Origin of the sequence: Arthrobacter sp. PvP103, assembly GCF_017833075.1 — a bacterium.
GTDB lineage: Bacteria > Actinomycetota > Actinomycetes > Actinomycetales > Micrococcaceae > Arthrobacter.
The window spans coordinates 744341-760427 of record NZ_JAFIBQ010000001.1 but is presented as its reverse complement, the minus strand read 5'-3'; the positions used below and the strand labels follow the sequence as shown (position 1 = coordinate 760427).

Sequence of the window (16087 nt, the reverse complement as noted above, 5' to 3'; positions counted from 1 at the left end):
AGGAATGAGGGCGGTGCAAACGGGACGATGCCTCAGCCGATCTCCAGAGCCGTGATCCGCCATACCTGATTGCTGCGCTCAAGCCGCACGGCGACTGCGCGGACCCTTAGTTCATCCACTACTACGGCACTTGCCTCGTAGACTCCGGACGCGACTTCGCAGGCGCGGACAGATCTGACTGCGGGATTACGGTGCAGGCGTCCTGCCGTGGGTGAGGGTCCCGCCGCCAGCCGACGGGTCAGCGCCGCGCGGTGCTGGAGTGAGGCCAGGCACCGCTGATCAAGCCTTCGGGAGAGTTGCTGGATGGGACGTGTTCCTGCCAGCACTTCGATGGCGGCCTGGACGGTACCGCGGGTAATTGCGCAGACCTCCTTGTTCTCGCTCACTATCTGCAGGGCCCGCCCGTTCTTGGTGGCGTCACCCGGGTCACCCGGCCGAGGCGTTGGCGGCGTGCCGGCCGTGTGCTGACGCGGGGCAGGGCTGCCGGCGGCCGGGACTGCTGCCAGCCGGCGGGCTGGCTGGTCACCGGCCGCCGGGCGTTCCAACGCGGGAGATGTGGGGACCAGGTGCAATGCGCTCATGATGCTTCCTCTGATTGATGACGGATATCTGATAGCTGTGGCCGGCTGCGGATCTACGATCCGGATGGAGGCCGGAGGACCTGTCCCGGGAGAAGTGAATTGGGGTTGTCTCCTATGGCAGCCCTGTTGGCCTCATACCATCGCGGCCATTCCAAGGCGATTTCGAGATCGGATGCCTGGGACCCGCCCAGCTGCCTGGCTGCAATGCTCCACAGAGAGTCCCCGGCCACCACGGTGACGTGCCCGCGGTCATCGACAGGTTGCTGGCGGGCGGACCTAGAAGGTTGTGCCGCCAGGGGGCCCGGGGACACGTGGGGTGCATTCGGTTTCCAGCGTGGATCCACGCCCTCAACGGATGTGGAGACTGCAGACAAGGCGGACATAACGGCGGCGCGGCCTTCAGCCGGCTGTCCGGTAGGGGTCCAAACCGCTGCGGTGGCCGGATTGGACGTTGGACTCCACCGAGGGTCCGCCGGATCCGCCGCTGCATGGGCAAGCGGCGCGCCCAATAGTTGTACTCCGACTGCGGCGAGGGCGAGTCTGCGCATGAAGGCCGGACTGAACTTTCCGGTGACCGCCGCAGCCCGGTTGCGTCCGGCACGCTCGAGGGCGGCGGACGCAAATGCTGACAGCATGGACAGGACCCACCAGGTGACGACGATGAGTCCTGCGGCGTTGACGACAAATCCGAGCAGGTCTTCGAAGCCCAGGGACTGGGCTTTTGCAGATGACCGCTGCCAGCGCTCCATAAGCGAGGCCCCGGTTGCCGCCAGAAAGAAGCCAAGGAGCAGAATCGCCACCGCGAGGGTTGCGTCCGAGCCCAGCACCCTGCCGCGTGAAACCACCATGACCTCGCTCCCAACTTTGTTTGATGCTGTTTGATCCTGTTTGATGTCAATAAATCTAGTTTGACCCTGAATTTCGATTTTTGTCCAGTGATTTGTTTTTTGGTGTCCCGGCTGGCCCTGAATTGACCGCTGGGCGGCACCGGCCTAGATTTGCGGCATGCGATGGGATGCCTTGTTTGAGGACATGGAGGCGCAGCTGGCCTCAGTTGACCGCTTGGAGCTTGAATCGGAAATCGCCGAGCGGTCGCGGGCGGACGTCGCGGGCATAGAGTTGGCGGACAGACTGCGCGGATCCCTTGGGCTCAGGGTGGCGGTCCATCTGGCTTCCGGCAACGCGTTCGAGGGAACGTTGAGCCACGTCGGGGCAGAGAGCCTGCTCCTCAACGACCATCATCACCAAGTGTTGATTCCGTTTGCAGCGGCGTCCCGCTATCACGGCCTGGGCAGGCTCGCAGTGTCGGAACCGTCATCCGTCAGGCGGAAACTGGGACTGGCCAGCGCACTTCGAGGCCTGGCACGTGACAGGGCGGATGTAGCAGTTGTCTTGGTCGGCGGCACCACGGAAGCGGCGGGGCTAAGCGGGGTCATAGACCGCGTGGGCCGGGACTATTTCGATCTGGCCTTAACCCGGCCCGGAGAAGCCCGCCGCGCCGCCAACGTCAGCCAGATTGCGTCGGTACCGTTTTCGTCCCTTGCTGCGCTACGGTCCGTCCGCGGCGCGGATCGTGATCATTGAGATGCATCCGCGGCCGTAGGATGCCTACGCGTCCGCTCCTGGCTCAGACGGACTTGGACTTGGCCTGCTGGATCATCCGGTCCGCCTCGGCGTAGCGCTCTTCGATGTACTGTTCCAGCATCTTTTCTTCGACACGCCACTGTCCGCGCCCGCCCACCTGGATGGCCTTGAGTTCGCCGCTTCGCACGAGCGCATAGGCGGCCGGGGAGTTGATCTGCAGCTGTTCGGCTACGTCTGCGAGGGTCAGGAATCGGGGCATGCCACCATTTTGCCACTATTGGTGCCGAATGATGCGGTTATCCACAGTTTGGCGTTGCTTGGCCTTATGACTTTCGATCCGGCCGTTTTGCCGTAACAATGAGGGAGTCCGGCGCACGAACCAGCCCGGCCGGCAACGATGGGGGGAGCAGTACGTGAGCGCAAGCACGACGACGACGGCAGTCAGGCTGAAGAAGCCTTCCTGGAAGGATCCCCGGCTCCTGCTCGGACTCCTGCTGGTTCTGGCGTCCGTGGCCGGTGTTGTGTCGCTGGTGGGCGCGGCCGACCAGACCACCGAGGTCTATGCGGCAAAAGGGCCGATCGCCGTGGGGGAGCGACTCACGGCTGAGAACGTCGACCGGGTAAAAGTCAGGCTCGGTGACGTCGAAGGGCACTACGTCACTGCGGAAGCCGGGCTTCCCGACGGCATGGTTGCGGTACAGCGGATCGGCCCGGACCAGTTGGTCCCGCGGGACAGCCTCGGCAAGCCCGATGCACTAAACCGCAAGCCGGTCGCAATCACCATCGACGAAGCCCTGCCGGAGCAAGTGGCTGCCGGCTCGCGGGTGGACGCCTGGGTGGCGCTTCCGGATGCGCGAAACGGGTTCAGCGAGCCGAAGCTACTGCTTCCCGGCGCCGAGATCGCCGAGGTCACTCCCGGCTCGACGGCGCTGGGGTCTTCCCGGTCTACCGTGGTCATGGTGCTCGTCACTGACGAGCAGATGCCGAGGCTGCTGGGAGCGCAGGCGAACAAGGCCAAGATATCGGTCGTCTGGAACCCGGGCGGTGGAACCTCATGAGCATTCCGGTAGTCACGGTCGGGCAATCCCGCGAGGACCTGGTCGGTGGCTTGGAGCGCCTTCATGGACCGGTCACCGTCGTGAGGAGGTGCTCGGAACTGACTGAGCTTCTGGCCGCCTGCCAGAGCGGACTTGCACGGGCGGCCGTCGTCGCCGAAGGAAGCGACGAACTGACGGCTTCGCTTGTTGACCGGCTCACTGCCGTGGGCGTCGTGATCGTTGCGTTGACCGACAGCGCATCGGAGGCGGCTCGCCTGACAGCGATCGGCGTTACGGTTGCGCCGGCGGGCGTGGACTCGGCGGCACTGGCAGGCAGGATCTCGGGCGCAGTTGCCCAGTGGGCCCCTCCCGGCTCGTTTCAGGCGGATGACCGCGGTTTCGCTGACCCTGGTGCCGCCATCCGGACCCTGCCGGGGGCGGGCGATGATGTCCAGGCAGGGCCGTCCGGTGCAGGCCGGATCATCAGCGTCTGGGGTCCGGCGGGGTCACCGGGCCGGACGCTGGTGGCAGCCAACATGGCCGGCGAATTGGCCGCTGCGGGGAACTCAGTCCTCCTGATCGACGCTGACAGCTATGGAGCGAGTGTTGCGGGGGTCCTGGGACTGCTGGACGAATCTGCGGGGTTGGCGCAGGCCTGCCGGTTGGCCGATCTGGGCCAACTGGATGCCGACGCCCTGCTGAAGGTCGCAACCCCAGTCGCCCTGAAGACGGGTACGCTGCAGGTTCTGACCGGGATCACACGCGCGGATCGCTGGACGGAGTTGCGCGCATCCGCCCTTGGCGTTGTCTTCGAGAAAGCCCGTGAAGTAGCGGACTATACGGTTGTGGACACAGGATTCTGCCTCGAGGCAGACGAGGAACTCAGTTTTGACACCATGGCCCCGCGTAGGAATGCCGCCACGCTTCGGAGCCTTGAACTCGCGGACACCGTTTACGCTGTGGGGTCAGCCGACTCCATTGGTGTGCCGCGGCTGGTCCGGGGCCTTTCTGAGCTTGAAGCTGCGGTTCCCCAGGCGTCGCCGCAGGTGCTTCTGAACAAAGTCCGCGCTTCCGCCGCCGGACGCTTCCCCGAGCGCCAGCTGCGGGACGCGTGGGAAAGGTACGGGCCGGCGGAAGGGATTTCCGCTTTCCTTCCATCAGACATCGCCGCCTGCGACACGGCACTCTTGTCCGGCAACCTTCTGCTCGAGGCCGCACCCGAATCAGGACTCCGTCGAGCGATCGCAGAAATCGTTTGTGCACCCGCCCAGCAAAAACGCCGATCCTCTGTCTTTTCTTCCACAGCGAAGCGTCTTCTAAAGGGTTAGGCTCGCCATAAGGGTTGCAAAGAGGCAACTATGAACTTGTGATGGAGGCGTTTGTCGATGTCGTCTGGGTCCAGCGTGGAGGATCAGTCCGTTTTGCTCGGAGCCCGTGAGGGGTACTTCGGAGACTACTACGAGCACCTTGCGGAGGAGGACTCCCGGGCGTATTCACCCGATGTCCTTGCCGCCCGCGCCGAAACCCACCGCGAAGTGGCTGCTGTCCGCGTCCCCGGCACGGCCAACGTCCGGATTGTGGACGAACCCGACTGCAGCGTGGTGTACATCGTCACGGACGATATGCCGTTCCTGGTGGACTCCGTAAACGCGGAGCTCGTTCGCCAGAACTCGGCCATCCATCTCGTACTCCACCCGCTTTTTGTTGTGACGCGAAACCGTGAAACCGCTCGACTCACAAAAGTGGACAGGGTCCCGTCCAGCATCGGCATTTCCAGCGGCGACACTGCAGCTATGCCGAGCCTGTCACACCTTATTGCCCAGGGCGATAACGCCTCGCATATGGAGTCGTGGATCGCTGTCGAAATCGGCCTTGCCAGCGAGGAAGCGCATGTGCGGCTCATCGAAGGCATCGAACGCGTCCTCGGGGACGTCCGGGCCGCTGTGGAAGACTGGCCGAAGATGCGCAACAAGGCGCTTCAGATCGCCCAGGACCTGGACAACGTAGCCAACCCCTCGCAGATCGAGGAATTGCGCCAGGCCCAGGACCTCCTTCGGTGGCTCGACGACGGCAATTTCACCTTCCTTGGGTACCGCGAATACGGCCTCGTCACCGAGTCCGGCGAGGACGTGCTGGAACTGCGGGAGGAGAGTGGCCTCGGGCTGCTGCGCAGCGGCGCCGACGGACACCACGTCCAGCACCTCACGGTCGCGGGCCGCAAGAAGGCGCGCGAAAAGCGCGCCCTGGTCATTACCAAGGCCAATTCCCGGTCCACAGTGCACCGGCCGGCATACCTGGACTACATCGGAGTCAAGAGCTTTGACGCCGCCGGAAACGTCAACGGCGAGCAGCGGTTCATCGGCCTTTTCGCCACCAGCGCCTACGCTGGCTCCGTCAGGAACATTCCGATTGTCCGCGAGAAGGTTGAAGCTGTCCTCCGCAGTGCCGGGTTCCCGCCGCACTCGCACTCCGGCAAGGACTTGCTGGGCATTCTTGAAACCTACCCCCGCGACGAGCTGTTCCAGATCGAGATTTCGGACCTTGCCGCGACGGCAACCGGGATCCAGCGGCTTCAGGAACGGCGGCGCACCCGGCTGTTCCTGAGGCCTGATATCTACGGCCGGTTCATGTCCGCACTGGTGTATCTTCCCCGCGACCGCTACACGACCAACGTCCGCCTCCGCATTGAGCAGGAACTCCGCGAGACCTTCCACGCAGTCTCCATTGACTACGAAGCCAGGATGACCGAGTCCGCGTTGGCCCGGTTGTTTTTCCGTATCCGGTTGCCCAAGGATGCCGACGTCAGCGACGTCAATGTTGAGGAGCTTGAGAAGAGGCTCGTCCGGGCTGCGCGTTCGTGGAGCGAAGGCATCACCGAAGTGCTGCGTGCCAGCGCCACCGATGACGACAACAAAGGGCTTGCCTCGGCCTGGGCCGAGGCCTTCCCCGCCAGCTACCGCGTTGACTACGAGGTTGAGGACGCTCTTACGGACATCGCGCGGTTCGAGAAGTACGGGTCGGCTGCTGAGCTGGCGGAAAAGGGCACGCAGGAACGGCCCGGGGTCCACGTGTATCTGCCGGAGGGGGCCGGAGCCACGCTCGAAGAGGACGCCCGGGTCAAGCTCTACATGCTTGAGCCGAAGAGCCTTAGCCAGATTCTGCCGTACTTCCATAATCTTGGTCTTGAAGTGCTCGATGAACGGCCCTTCGAGATCGAGACGGCCGACAAGCGGGATTTCTTCCTGTACGACCTCGGCCTCAAATACCCCGCCGGGGTGGCCCCCCTCGCGACCGGCCAGTTGTTGGCGGACGCTTTCGGCGCCGCCGTTTCCGGTGATGTCGAGTCGGACAGTTTCGACCGGCTGGTCCTGCGCGAGGGCATGCACTGGCGCCAGATCGTGGTCCTCCGCGCTTATGCGAAATACATGCGCCAGATGGGCAACACGAACTCGTTTGGATTCATTGCCGACACGCTGCTGGCCAATCCGGACGTGACCCGCTCCCTGAGCGCCCTGTTCGCGGCGCGCTTTGACCCCGCCGTCGAGGACGATGTCCGGACGCAGCGCCAGACGACCGTCCGCGCGGAACTGGCAGCCGCCATCGAACAAGTCGCCACGTTGGACGCCGACCGTGTTCTCCGGACGTTTGCGAACCTCATCGAGGCCACACTCCGAACGAACTTCTACCAGCAGAAGCCGTACCTAAGCTTCAAACTCAATCCGGCCGCGATCGACGGCCTGGCCTTCCCGCGCCCGATGTATGAAATCTGGGTGTACTCGCCCAGGGTGGAGGGCGTGCACCTGCGCTTCGGCAAGGTGGCCCGTGGCGGGCTGCGCTGGTCCGACCGGCGCGAGGACTTCCGCACCGAAATCCTTGGCCTTGTTAAAGCACAGACCGTCAAAAATGCCGTCATCGTTCCCACCGGCGCCAAGGGCGGATTCTTCGCCAAGCAACTCCCGGACCCTGCCGTCGACCGGACGGCGTGGATGGCGGAGGGCGTGGAAAGCTACAAGACGTTCATCCGCGGGCTTCTGGACCTTACGGACAACCTGATCACCACTCCGGAGGGCGAAGCTGTGGTTCCGCCGGCCGACGTCGTCCGCCATGACGACAACGACAACTACCTCGTCGTCGCTGCCGACAAGGGAACCGCAACATTTTCGGACATCGCTAACGGTCTCTCGGCCGAGTACGGCTTTTGGCTTGGCGATGCGTTCGCCTCCGGCGGCTCCGTGGGCTACGACCACAAAGCCATGGGGATCACGGCGCGGGGCGCGTGGGAATCGGTCAAGCGCCACTTCAGCGAACTGGACCTGGATACACAGTCTGAGCCGTTCACAGTGGTGGGCGTGGGAGATATGTCCGGGGACGTCTTTGGCAATGGAATGTTGCTTTCGCAGCACATCCGGCTGCTGGCGGCGTTCGACCACCGCCACATCTTCCTGGATCCGAATCCGGATGAGGCCACGTCCTACGCAGAACGGCAGAGGCTGTTCGACCTGCCCCGGTCCTCGTGGGACGATTACGACAAATCCCTCATCAGCGAAGGCGGCGGCGTCTTCGGACGGCAGGCAAAGTCCATTCCGGTCTCTGATCAGGTGCGCGTCGCCCTCGGACTGCCGGACGGCACCACCGAACTGAGCCCGCCGGAACTCCTACGAGCCATTCTCCTGGCGCCCGCGGACCTGCTGTACAACGGCGGCATTGGAACATACGTGAAGGCAAGTACCGAAACGCATGCCGAGGTGGGAGACAAAGCGAACGACGCCATCCGCGTCGACGGACGCGACCTTCGCGTCAAAGTGGTCGGAGAAGGCGGAAACCTGGGCATGACTCAGCGCGGACGTATTGAAGCAGCGCTTCAGGGAGTCATCCTGAACACCGACGCCATCGACAACTCTGCCGGCGTCGACTGCTCGGACCACGAGGTGAACATCAAGATCTTCGTTGACCGCATGGTTGCCGCCGGAAAGCTCGACGCTGCGGAGAGGGCGGACTTCCTGGCGTCGATGACGGATGAAGTCGGGCGGCTCGTCCTGGAAGATAACATCGACCAGAACATCCTGCTCCTCAACGACCGCATCCGTGTCGCCGAGTGGAGCCCCAGCTATGAGCGCCTCATGGACTGGCTGGAGAAATCCGCTGACCTCAAACGAGAGCTTGAAGCCCTACCGACAACGGCGACGCTCCGGGAACGCCTGGAACAGGGGCAGGGGCTGACCTCGCCCGAGCTTTCGGTGCTCGCGGCTTACGCGAAGATCGAACTCGCAACGGCACTGCGTGAGAGCGATCTCGCGGACGATCCGTGGTTCAGGCAGACCCTGCGTGCGTACTTCCCCAAGCAGCTTCGGGAAAGGTTCGACGCCGAGCTCGATACCCATCCGCTGCGTCGGGAGATCATCGCCACTGTCGTGGCCAACGACATGATCAACCTCGGTGGCATTACGTTCGCGTTCCGCACCATTGAGGAGACGTCCGCCAATGAAGCGGCCGTAGCCAAAGCATTCGTCGCGCTCCGCGAGATCTACGAGCTGGACGTCATGGTGGCGGAGCTCAACGAACTGCCGGCCTCCTTCCCAACAGAGCACTGGAGCACCGTCCACCTGGACATTCGGCGGCTTCTGGACCGCGCGGTCCGGTGGGTGCTGGGCCAGGGCAGCGGTTCCCGGCCGATTTCGGAAATCGTGGACGAATTCAAGCCGCTGATGGATCCGATGCGTGCCCGTCTCCTCGATTACCTGCGTGGTGAGGACCGTGCCCGCGTCGCCGCGTGGCTGGAAAAGGCCCGAAGCTGGGAACTTCCGGAGGATCTTGCCCACCGCTGGGCCGAGCTGTTCGAAAGCTTCGTGCTGCTCGACATCGCCAAGATTGCCCACATCAGTCCGGAGCCGGTGGAGGGCATCGCGCACGTGTACTACACGGTGTTTGACCGGTTCCATGTGGACTCCCTCCTGGAAAGGATCACCAAGCTTCCGAGGCGGGACCGCTGGCAGGCACTTGCCCGCGCCGCCTTGCGCGACGACCTTTACTCCACGATTTCGGACATTACGACGTCGGTCCTTGAGTCCACGTCGGCCGGAGCCCCCGCGGAGGACCGGGTACTGGACTGGGAAGGCCTGAATGCCGAGCAGCTCAACCGTGCCAGGAGCATGTTTGACGAGGTCAACTCACTCGAAGCGGACGATATGGCGTCACTGTCGGTAGCATTGAGGCTCTTGAGGTCAATCGTCCGACGCTAGGGACCCCGTTCCAAGCGTCGAAACTGGAGGTGTAGTGGCAATCTTTACGGACCCCATCAGGGAACATGCTGATTTCGGGCCGGGGGATGCCGAGTGGCTACACCTCCTGGTGGGCGACTGGCAGATGGTCGCCGACCTCGCATTCGCTGACCTTGCCTTGTGGTTTCCGCATCCTGAGTTTGGTTACGTGGCTCTGGCCCACGTCCGCCCCTCCACCACGCATACGGTGTTCCACACCGACTTCGTGGGGGAGGGGATCAGGTCGGATCTGCAGCCCTTGGTTGACAAGGCCTGGAGCAGCCGGACCATTGAGCGCTCCAGCGAGACCAACTGGAGCAGCGACATGGCCCTCCGGGTTGAGGCAGTTCCCATGGTCAGAAACGGCCGGACGCTGGCTGTGGTGACCACGCACATGGACTTGTCCAGTTCACGGATGCCGTCAAGGCTCGAACTGACGTACCGGCAGTGCGCTTACGACCTGCTGCGGATGGGTACCCTCGGCCTGTGGCCCGACTTTGCTTCCCCGACCGGATCCCGCCGCGGCGCCCCGCGGGTGGGCGACGGCCTGATTCGGCTCGACGCGGACGGAATCGTGCAATATGCCAGCCCTAACGGGGTCTCGGCGTTCCGGCGCCTTGGTGACGGTGAATCCCTCGAAGGCAGGTCCCTGGCAGAAGTCACAGCAGGATTGCTGCGGGACCGTCGCATGGTGGACGAAACCCTGCCGCTCGTCGTGACCGGCAGGATGCCGTGGCGCAGCGAAATCGAATCCCGGGGAGTCAGCCTGTCGCTTCGGGCCATTCCGTTGCGGGATGAGCAGCAGCGGTTCGGGGCTCTGGTGCTCTGCCGTGACGTTTCTGAACTTCGGCGCCGGGAAATGGAACTGGTCACCAAGGACGCCACCATCCGCGAGATCCATCACCGGGTGAAAAACAACCTGCAGACCGTAGCGGCGCTGTTGCGGATGCAGTCGCGCCGGATGGTCAGTGATGAGGCCAAGCAGGGCCTCGAGCAGGCCATGCGACGAGTCGCAACGATTGCCCTTGTCCACGAGACGCTTTCCCAGGGGCTGACGCAAAGTGTCGACTTCGATGAGCTGATTGGCCGCCAGTTCCGTCTTTCGGCTGAAGTCGCTTCACCCTCGCAGCAGGTCAAGACAGCAAGATCCGGGCTGTTCGGTGAGCTCCCCAGCGATTTCGCCACCCCGCTTGCCCTGGTGATCAACGAGCTGGTGACGAACGCCGTCGAACATGGCTTGGAGGGAAGGACCGGAACTGTCTGGCTGCTGGCCGACCGCTCGGAGGGTGATGACGGAGACGAGTTCCTGACAGTTACTGTTGCCGATGACGGAGTCGGCCTGCCGGAGACACCGCACGTCGAAGGCCTGGGATTGCAGATCGTCCGGACCCTTGTCACGAGCGAGCTCGGCGGGAGCATCCAGTGGAAACCCCGTGAGGGCGGCGGCACTGCCGTGCAGATCGTCTTAAACCTGCAGAATCGATGAGGCAAGACCCTTAAAAGGGAGGGGCCGCGGACTGTGAAGTCCGCGGCCCCTCCCTTTTGGCCCGGAAGCCGAAATCCCGGTGGTCAGGAAGCCCGACGGGCGCGTGCAGCGCGGCGCTTGAGGGCCCGGCGCTCGTCTTCGCTCATTCCGCCCCAGACGCCGGCGTCCTGTCCCGATTCGAGTGCCCACTGGAGGCAGGTGTCCACCACAGGGCAGCGGCGGCACACACTTTTCGCTTCCTCGATCTGGAGGAGAGCAGGCCCGGTGTTTCCTACTGGGAAGAAAAGCTCCGGGTCCTTGTCGAGGCACGCTGCGCGGTTACGCCAATCCATGCTGATCAGTCACTCCATTCCTGGGAACTCGTTGAAAGCATCTTGTGAAAATATTCACTAGAGGCTACATAAGAAAGGGACCCTGCCGGGTCCCCTTGGTCATCTGAATTAAGCGTGTCATGTTAACGCTGTGTAAACAAGGGGTAATCGTCTAAGAAGTGCCTCTTAGGCGTGAGCGATACGTCACATAGGTCGCCAGCGCCCTCCCCGCTAACCGACTATGTCCGGTATGGTGCCAGTGTGTCAAGACCCCCAGAGAACCACGCCGGCCCCGATTCCGTCTCCCCGGGAGCCCGGGCCGCGCGGCCCCCGGCGGTCACCGTGCTGTCCCTGATCGTGGCCTTGGAAGCCACGGCGCTGCTCGTGGCAGCGGGCTGGTACGCCATTCAATTGGTCACGGGGGCGCCGGTGCTTTCGTTTTGGGGAGCTGTGTTTACCTTGGCGCTCCTGCTGTCCTTTGCCGCCTGGCTCTACGCTGTTGGATATTTCCTCTTCCGGGGATTCCGGTGGCCCAGGGCAGGGGCCCTGGTGGCCCAGTTGTTTGTCTTGACGATTGGATTTCCGACGCTTAGCGGCGGCTACATTGCCGCGGGAACCGCCATGGTCATTCCGGCAGTCACTGCAGTGGTGTTGTTGTTCAACAAGAGAGTGATCAGTTTCGCGTCGCGCGCCGGCGGGGCGCCTCCCGCCCTGTGACCTGCGCGTGCGTACCGGGTCCGGCCGCCAGCTGCACGGGAGTTGTCCGGCCCTCGGCGATCAGGACGGCCCGCCCGGGGAGCGGGTTGGCCTCCACTTCGAAGCGGATGCCGAAGAACTCGCCGTCCATGATGTTCCGCGGCGCGATAAGGATTCCGGTGCCTTGGCCGCGGGCGTGTGCAGCCAGCGGCACCCGCTGGCAGAGCGTCGGGCTAAACCCCGCCGTCAGCATTATCGTGAACCCCAGCCCGTGCAGGGCCGTGAGGTGCCGGTTCGCTTCCGATGTCTGCATGTCGGCATCGTCCACGAGCAATATCGAGTCGTTGTTGGGACCTCCGGAATCAGCGCCGGCCAGTACGTCCGCCCAGTAGTTGGCGGGAATATCCCGGGGTCCGGGAAAGAACCACCCGGGCACATCAGTGTTCAAGGGCGGAATGGCGGCAAGAAGGGAACTCTTGCCGGAAGATGGGCCTCCCAGAACCGGCAAGACGCTTCCCGGTGGCAGACGGACAACCGCCGGGTCAAGTTCGTCACCGCCGACGCCGATGAATATTTTGCGGTTCTTGTTTACGCCACCGGCATCCGCCTCCCGGTTTCTCGGGCACGTTGAGAGGGTCCCGACACGCGCCAGGACATCGGACACGCTCACACGCGTCGGCAGCGCTTCGATTCTGAACGGCCGGGCGACTGGCTCCCTCACCGCGGCCGGGCTTTTCATTCCCGCCAGGGCCGCGGCGTAAAACTGGGCTGCCGATCCCTGGCTGCCGGTGAACGCTCCGAATACGACTGCCCGTCCGCGGACCGCTGCGACGTCCGGCAGCCGCGGCCAGGCAAGTCGGCCCTCCTCCGTGGAGCCGGTGGGAAAGAAGGCCCGGTTGGGGACGGACGCGAAGTATCGCGACGTTACTACTTCCCGCTCTCCGGCAATGAGCACCGTCACGCCCGCCTTGGCACCGTCCCGGACGATGTCCTGGACCAGGTCTTCCGCCCAGGCCAGTGGCCCGGCCCTAAGCGATGAGACCCACGAACCCCAACCCGCAAGCACCAGCACGAGCGGCGGCCGCACGGCCTCCGCGGGGCGGCTGAGCCGAAGGGACAGCTCCAGTGCAATGCGTTCCAGGATCCTGACGGCGCGGCGGAGTTCGTGAAGCCCTGCTGCGGCACCCACCCGCGGCATGGAACGGACGAAGCTGAAGGAGTTTCCGGCGTCGAGCAGGTAGACGTGCGACTCCACGTCATGCGCGATCAGCTGCTGCAGCGTCAGGTCCAGGGCTTCGTCCACCCCGCTGCCCGCTGCGCCGATGAGGGCCAGATGCCCATGGCCGGACGGTTGCCATACCAGCCGGGAAACGCGCTGCCGGCCGGGCTCGTCCAGTAGACCTAGTTGCAAGGACCAGCCGCCGGGATCGGATGTCCCGTCCGCGCCGGCGCCGGGAAGGGACACCATCGATGGCAACGGCATGGCCACGGGACGACGAGGCGCGATGCCTCCCATGCCGTCCCAGAGTTGCACCAGCGATGTGACAACAGGACCGGCTGCCCGGGCCGGAGAGGGCGCCGGCGCAGGGGCTGCCTGCCCGGCCGGGTCAGTTGGGGCCGCCCCCAGGGCCTCCACAGCGCCGCGGACCCGGACCGTGGAAGCACCCAACGCAGCTTCGGCGCCGGCCAGGGACGCCGTCTGGAACTCGACGGGATCCTCCATCCCGCGGGCGAAGTAAGCCCGCCCGGGGCTAGACAGCGCAATTCCGGCGGCGACCCTGGAATTGATGATGTCTACCGATTCCATCTCAGACTGGACGCGCAGCGCAATGCTGGTGGTGACGTTCGCACGGATGTCCGCCGTAAGCGCCCCTTGGGGTCGCTGTGTGGCCATGATCAGGTGGATGCCCAGCGACCGTCCGATCGCTGCCATTCGCATCAGTTCCTTCAGGGCTTCGGGGGCGTCTTCGACGAGCATTCGAAATTCGTCGATGATGAGGACCAGATGCGGAAGCGGGCCGGCTGGGGAGCCCCCGGACCTGTAGCCCGCCAGGTCCGGGGCCTGCGCGGCGGAAAGCAATTCCTCCCGGTACCGGATTTCCGCGCGCAGGGAAGTCAGCGCGCGTTCCAACTCGTGCCTGGTGAGGTCTGTGAGCATGCCCACGCAGTGGGGGAGGCCCGTCAACGGACCTAGCCCCGAACCGCCTTTGAAGTCTATAAAGAGGAAATTGATCCGATCCGGCGGGTAGCTTAGTGCAAGTCCGGCCGCCAGGCTGCGGAGGAGTTCGGACTTCCCGGAACCCGTGGTGCCGGCCACCAGGAGATGCGGGCCGTCCGACTCAAGGTCCAGCATGCGGGGACCCTGTGCCGCCATCCCGATGGGAACGGAGAGGCCCGGACTCCGGCGGCCGACAGCCCAACGAGCCGAGGTGTCAGCGGCGGAACCCGCAAGGACGTCGGCCAGGGAGCAGTTCTGCGGCACGGCCGGCCCGGAACTCGGACCGGGCTCAAACCACGGCGCCATGCTTCGGCAATATCGGTCGAAGAATATTTCCGGGACGAAATCGGGGACGAAGTCCGTCGCGGAGTCCGCAACGCACACCCGGGCGGCGGGGCCACCCAGTTCGATGAGACTGCCTGATGCGGCGGTACCGGCCTGTGTGCAGTCGAGGACCTGCCAGCCGCGGGTGATCGCGGCGGCAGACATGCCTGGAAGTCCGGCGGGGTAGTCGACGCCATCGGTCAGTATCAGTACGCCACGTTCATGGTCCCGGTCTATGCTGCGCTCCAGAAGGTGTGAAGTCGTTCGGAGGTTGGACGAAAGCGTTACCGGCGTCAGGAAGCGGGCGGCCAGTGGGAGGGAAGAGGGTGACCCGTGCACCAGGATTCGGGTCCGCGCCGAAGACCGGCAACTTGTGAGCTGCATGATCACAAACCGGATCAGGCCGGCGACGTCCTGCTGCGGGCCACGGATAAAGGTGAGGCCAGGAAGCTGAAGGATGACGGGCATGAGCCCCGCAGTTGGCGCCTCGAAGTCCGGGTCGGCCGGATCCAGGCTGATGTTGGCCAGTTGCTCTGCCAGCCCCAGCCGCACGGTAATGTCGTCGGGAACGGCCGGTCCTGCCGGCGGACCGGAGTGGTCGCTTTGCCCCCTGAGAACGAGTTCGGCCGCCGACGGCGCGGACCGGCGTCGTCGTTCGACGTCTTCTTCAACGGCGGCAGCGATCAATGACCTGAGCCGGCGCCGCTGGCGGCGGCCGGCCATCACGGGAACGAGGACCGAGAGCGCAGAAACTGCGGTAAAGGCCAGAAACATCCACATCCCGGTGATGACTGCCAGACCCACGCCGATGAGCAACGGCAGTGCCGCGGTGAGGAGCAGGACGCCTCTGTTGCCGCCTTCCGGCCGATGCGGAACCCTCAGTGGCTCGGCCACACTGGCTCCGGCGGTCTGCCACTCCGGAAGCCGGCGTGCCGGACCGGGGCCGAACACGATGGACAGCGTCGAATTCCCACAGCTGATGAGTGAGCATGTCGAAACCGAAGCCTGCGCCACCCGCTTTCCATCCACGAAGGTCCCGTTGACGCTGTTTAGGTCGGCGATGGTGACAGCCGTATCCGTGACGTCCAACCTGGCGTGCTCGCGCGACAGGGCAGCATCGGGAATGGCGATTTCGGTGCCCCTGCGGCCGATCCGGTACGTGCCGCGCCGCAGGGGCACCACCGTCCCCGCTGCCGGACCGCTGTGTACGGCGACCAGCAGCGTCGCGGTCCTTCCGTCGCCGGCCTCAGGAGGCCCTTCTCCGGCACCGTCCACGATAACGGCCCCGTTGACGAGCGGCGGGGCGCCCACAATGAGGCCGGACAACGGAAAGCCGGATACGGACAGTTCCCCCGTGCCGTAATCCCGCTCCAGGGCTTGCTGCAGTACGAGGCCGGCACCCCCGGACGGGGACTCAACCTCGAGTTCGATCGGGGGACCGGGGCTGGTGGCGTCGGGCCCCCGGACCAGGGTGCAGTGGAGCGTCATCAGGTGCTTTCCGTTGGGAATGAGTCGGTTTCTGCCTAAGCTATCGCCGGGCACCGCCGCGGGGCACCGGCCGCTATGGCGTATGTGGATAAGCCCGGGCTGGGC

The 16087-nt window shown here is 64.5% G+C and carries 11 protein-coding genes; 6 read left to right on the top strand and 5 right to left on the bottom strand.

All coding sequences use genetic code 11. The features are described from left to right. Nucleotides 1-32: 32 nt before the first annotated feature. Together JOE41_RS03520 and JOE41_RS03515 are read right to left on the bottom strand one after the other, a co-directional pair. On the bottom strand, nt 33-581 hold the full coding sequence (locus JOE41_RS03520) for an Rv3235 family protein (protein WP_011692545.1): 549 nt from the start codon (nt 579-581) through the stop codon (nt 33-35). A 53-nt stretch (nt 582-634) separates the two neighbouring features. Continuing rightward, on the bottom strand, nt 635-1429 hold the full coding sequence (locus JOE41_RS03515; RefSeq protein ID WP_011692544.1) for a LysM peptidoglycan-binding domain-containing protein: 795 nt from the start codon (nt 1427-1429) through the stop codon (nt 635-637). A gap of 157 nt (nt 1430-1586) precedes the next feature. Here JOE41_RS03515 and JOE41_RS03510 point away from each other — a divergent pair, with 157 nt between their 5' ends. Beyond that, nucleotides 1587-2165: a hypothetical protein gene (locus JOE41_RS03510; protein ID WP_011692543.1), complete on the top strand. Its 579-nt coding sequence runs from the start codon at nt 1587-1589 to the stop codon at nt 2163-2165. A 43-nt stretch (nt 2166-2208) separates the two neighbouring features. Here JOE41_RS03510 and JOE41_RS03505 read toward each other — a convergent pair whose 3' ends face one another. Beyond that, on the bottom strand, nt 2209-2424 hold the full coding sequence (locus JOE41_RS03505; RefSeq protein ID WP_011692542.1) for a helix-turn-helix domain-containing protein: 216 nt from the start codon (nt 2422-2424) through the stop codon (nt 2209-2211). 154 nt (nt 2425-2578) lie between these two features. Here JOE41_RS03505 and JOE41_RS03500 point away from each other — a divergent pair, with 154 nt between their 5' ends. The 4 genes from JOE41_RS03500 to JOE41_RS03485 are packed head-to-tail and all read left to right on the top strand — an operon-like array spanning nt 2579 to nt 10945. Beyond that, nucleotides 2579-3223 carry an SAF domain-containing protein gene (locus JOE41_RS03500; protein WP_209750914.1) on the top strand — a complete coding sequence of 215 codons (645 nt, stop codon included), beginning with the start codon at nt 2579-2581 and terminating at the stop codon, nt 3221-3223. Then, complete coding sequence (locus JOE41_RS03495; protein WP_209750912.1) at nt 3220-4530, top strand: chromosome partitioning protein; 1311 nt, start codon at nt 3220-3222, stop codon at nt 4528-4530. The genes JOE41_RS03500 and JOE41_RS03495 overlap by 4 nt, the downstream gene beginning before the upstream one ends. Nucleotides 4531-4587: 57 nt before the next feature. Continuing rightward, nucleotides 4588-9441 (top strand): NAD-glutamate dehydrogenase, encoded by a 4854-nt coding sequence (locus tag JOE41_RS03490; protein WP_209753524.1) that lies wholly within the window; start codon nt 4588-4590, stop codon nt 9439-9441. Between the two features lie 34 nt (nt 9442-9475). Next, on the top strand, nt 9476-10945 hold the full coding sequence (locus tag JOE41_RS03485) for a sensor histidine kinase (protein ID WP_011692538.1): 1470 nt from the start codon (nt 9476-9478) through the stop codon (nt 10943-10945). Nucleotides 10946-11028: 83 nt separating this feature from the next. On the opposite strand, the gene JOE41_RS03480 is transcribed toward JOE41_RS03485, so the two are convergent. Beyond that, nucleotides 11029-11277, bottom strand: coding sequence for a WhiB family transcriptional regulator (locus JOE41_RS03480; protein WP_003804966.1), 249 nt, complete (start codon nt 11275-11277; stop codon nt 11029-11031). Between the two features lie 240 nt (nt 11278-11517). On the opposite strand from JOE41_RS03480, the gene JOE41_RS03475 reads away from it, so the two are divergent. Continuing rightward, nucleotides 11518-11973 (top strand): hypothetical protein, encoded by a 456-nt coding sequence (locus JOE41_RS03475; RefSeq protein ID WP_209750910.1) that lies wholly within the window; start codon nt 11518-11520, stop codon nt 11971-11973. Here JOE41_RS03475 and JOE41_RS03470 read toward each other — a convergent pair. Next, nucleotides 11930-15982, bottom strand: coding sequence for an FtsK/SpoIIIE domain-containing protein (locus JOE41_RS03470; RefSeq protein ID WP_209750908.1), 4053 nt, complete (start codon nt 15980-15982; stop codon nt 11930-11932). The two genes, JOE41_RS03475 and JOE41_RS03470, sit on opposite strands and share 44 nt — an antisense overlap. Nucleotides 15983-16087 lie beyond the last annotated feature (105 nt).

Bases quoted from the DNA above. Each gene is read 5' to 3' on its own strand.
- JOE41_RS03480 (WP_003804966.1), bottom strand. From the start codon at position 11,277: ATGGATTGGCGTAACCGCGCAGCGTGCCTCGACAAGGACCCGGAGCTT.
- JOE41_RS03470 (WP_209750908.1), bottom strand. From the start codon at position 15,982: ATGACGCTCCACTGCACCCTGGTCCGGGGGCCCGACGCCACCAGCCCC.
- JOE41_RS03505 (WP_011692542.1), bottom strand. From the start codon at position 2,424: ATGCCCCGATTCCTGACCCTCGCAGACGTAGCCGAACAGCTGCAGATC.
- JOE41_RS03510 (WP_011692543.1), top strand. From the start codon at position 1,587: ATGCGATGGGATGCCTTGTTTGAGGACATGGAGGCGCAGCTGGCCTCA.
- JOE41_RS03495 (WP_209750912.1), top strand. From the start codon at position 3,220: ATGAGCATTCCGGTAGTCACGGTCGGGCAATCCCGCGAGGACCTGGTC.
- JOE41_RS03520 (WP_011692545.1), bottom strand. From the start codon at position 581: ATGAGCGCATTGCACCTGGTCCCCACATCTCCCGCGTTGGAACGCCCG.
- JOE41_RS03490 (WP_209753524.1), top strand. From the start codon at position 4,588: ATGTCGTCTGGGTCCAGCGTGGAGGATCAGTCCGTTTTGCTCGGAGCC.
- JOE41_RS03515 (WP_011692544.1), bottom strand. From the start codon at position 1,429: ATGGTGGTTTCACGCGGCAGGGTGCTGGGCTCGGACGCAACCCTCGCG.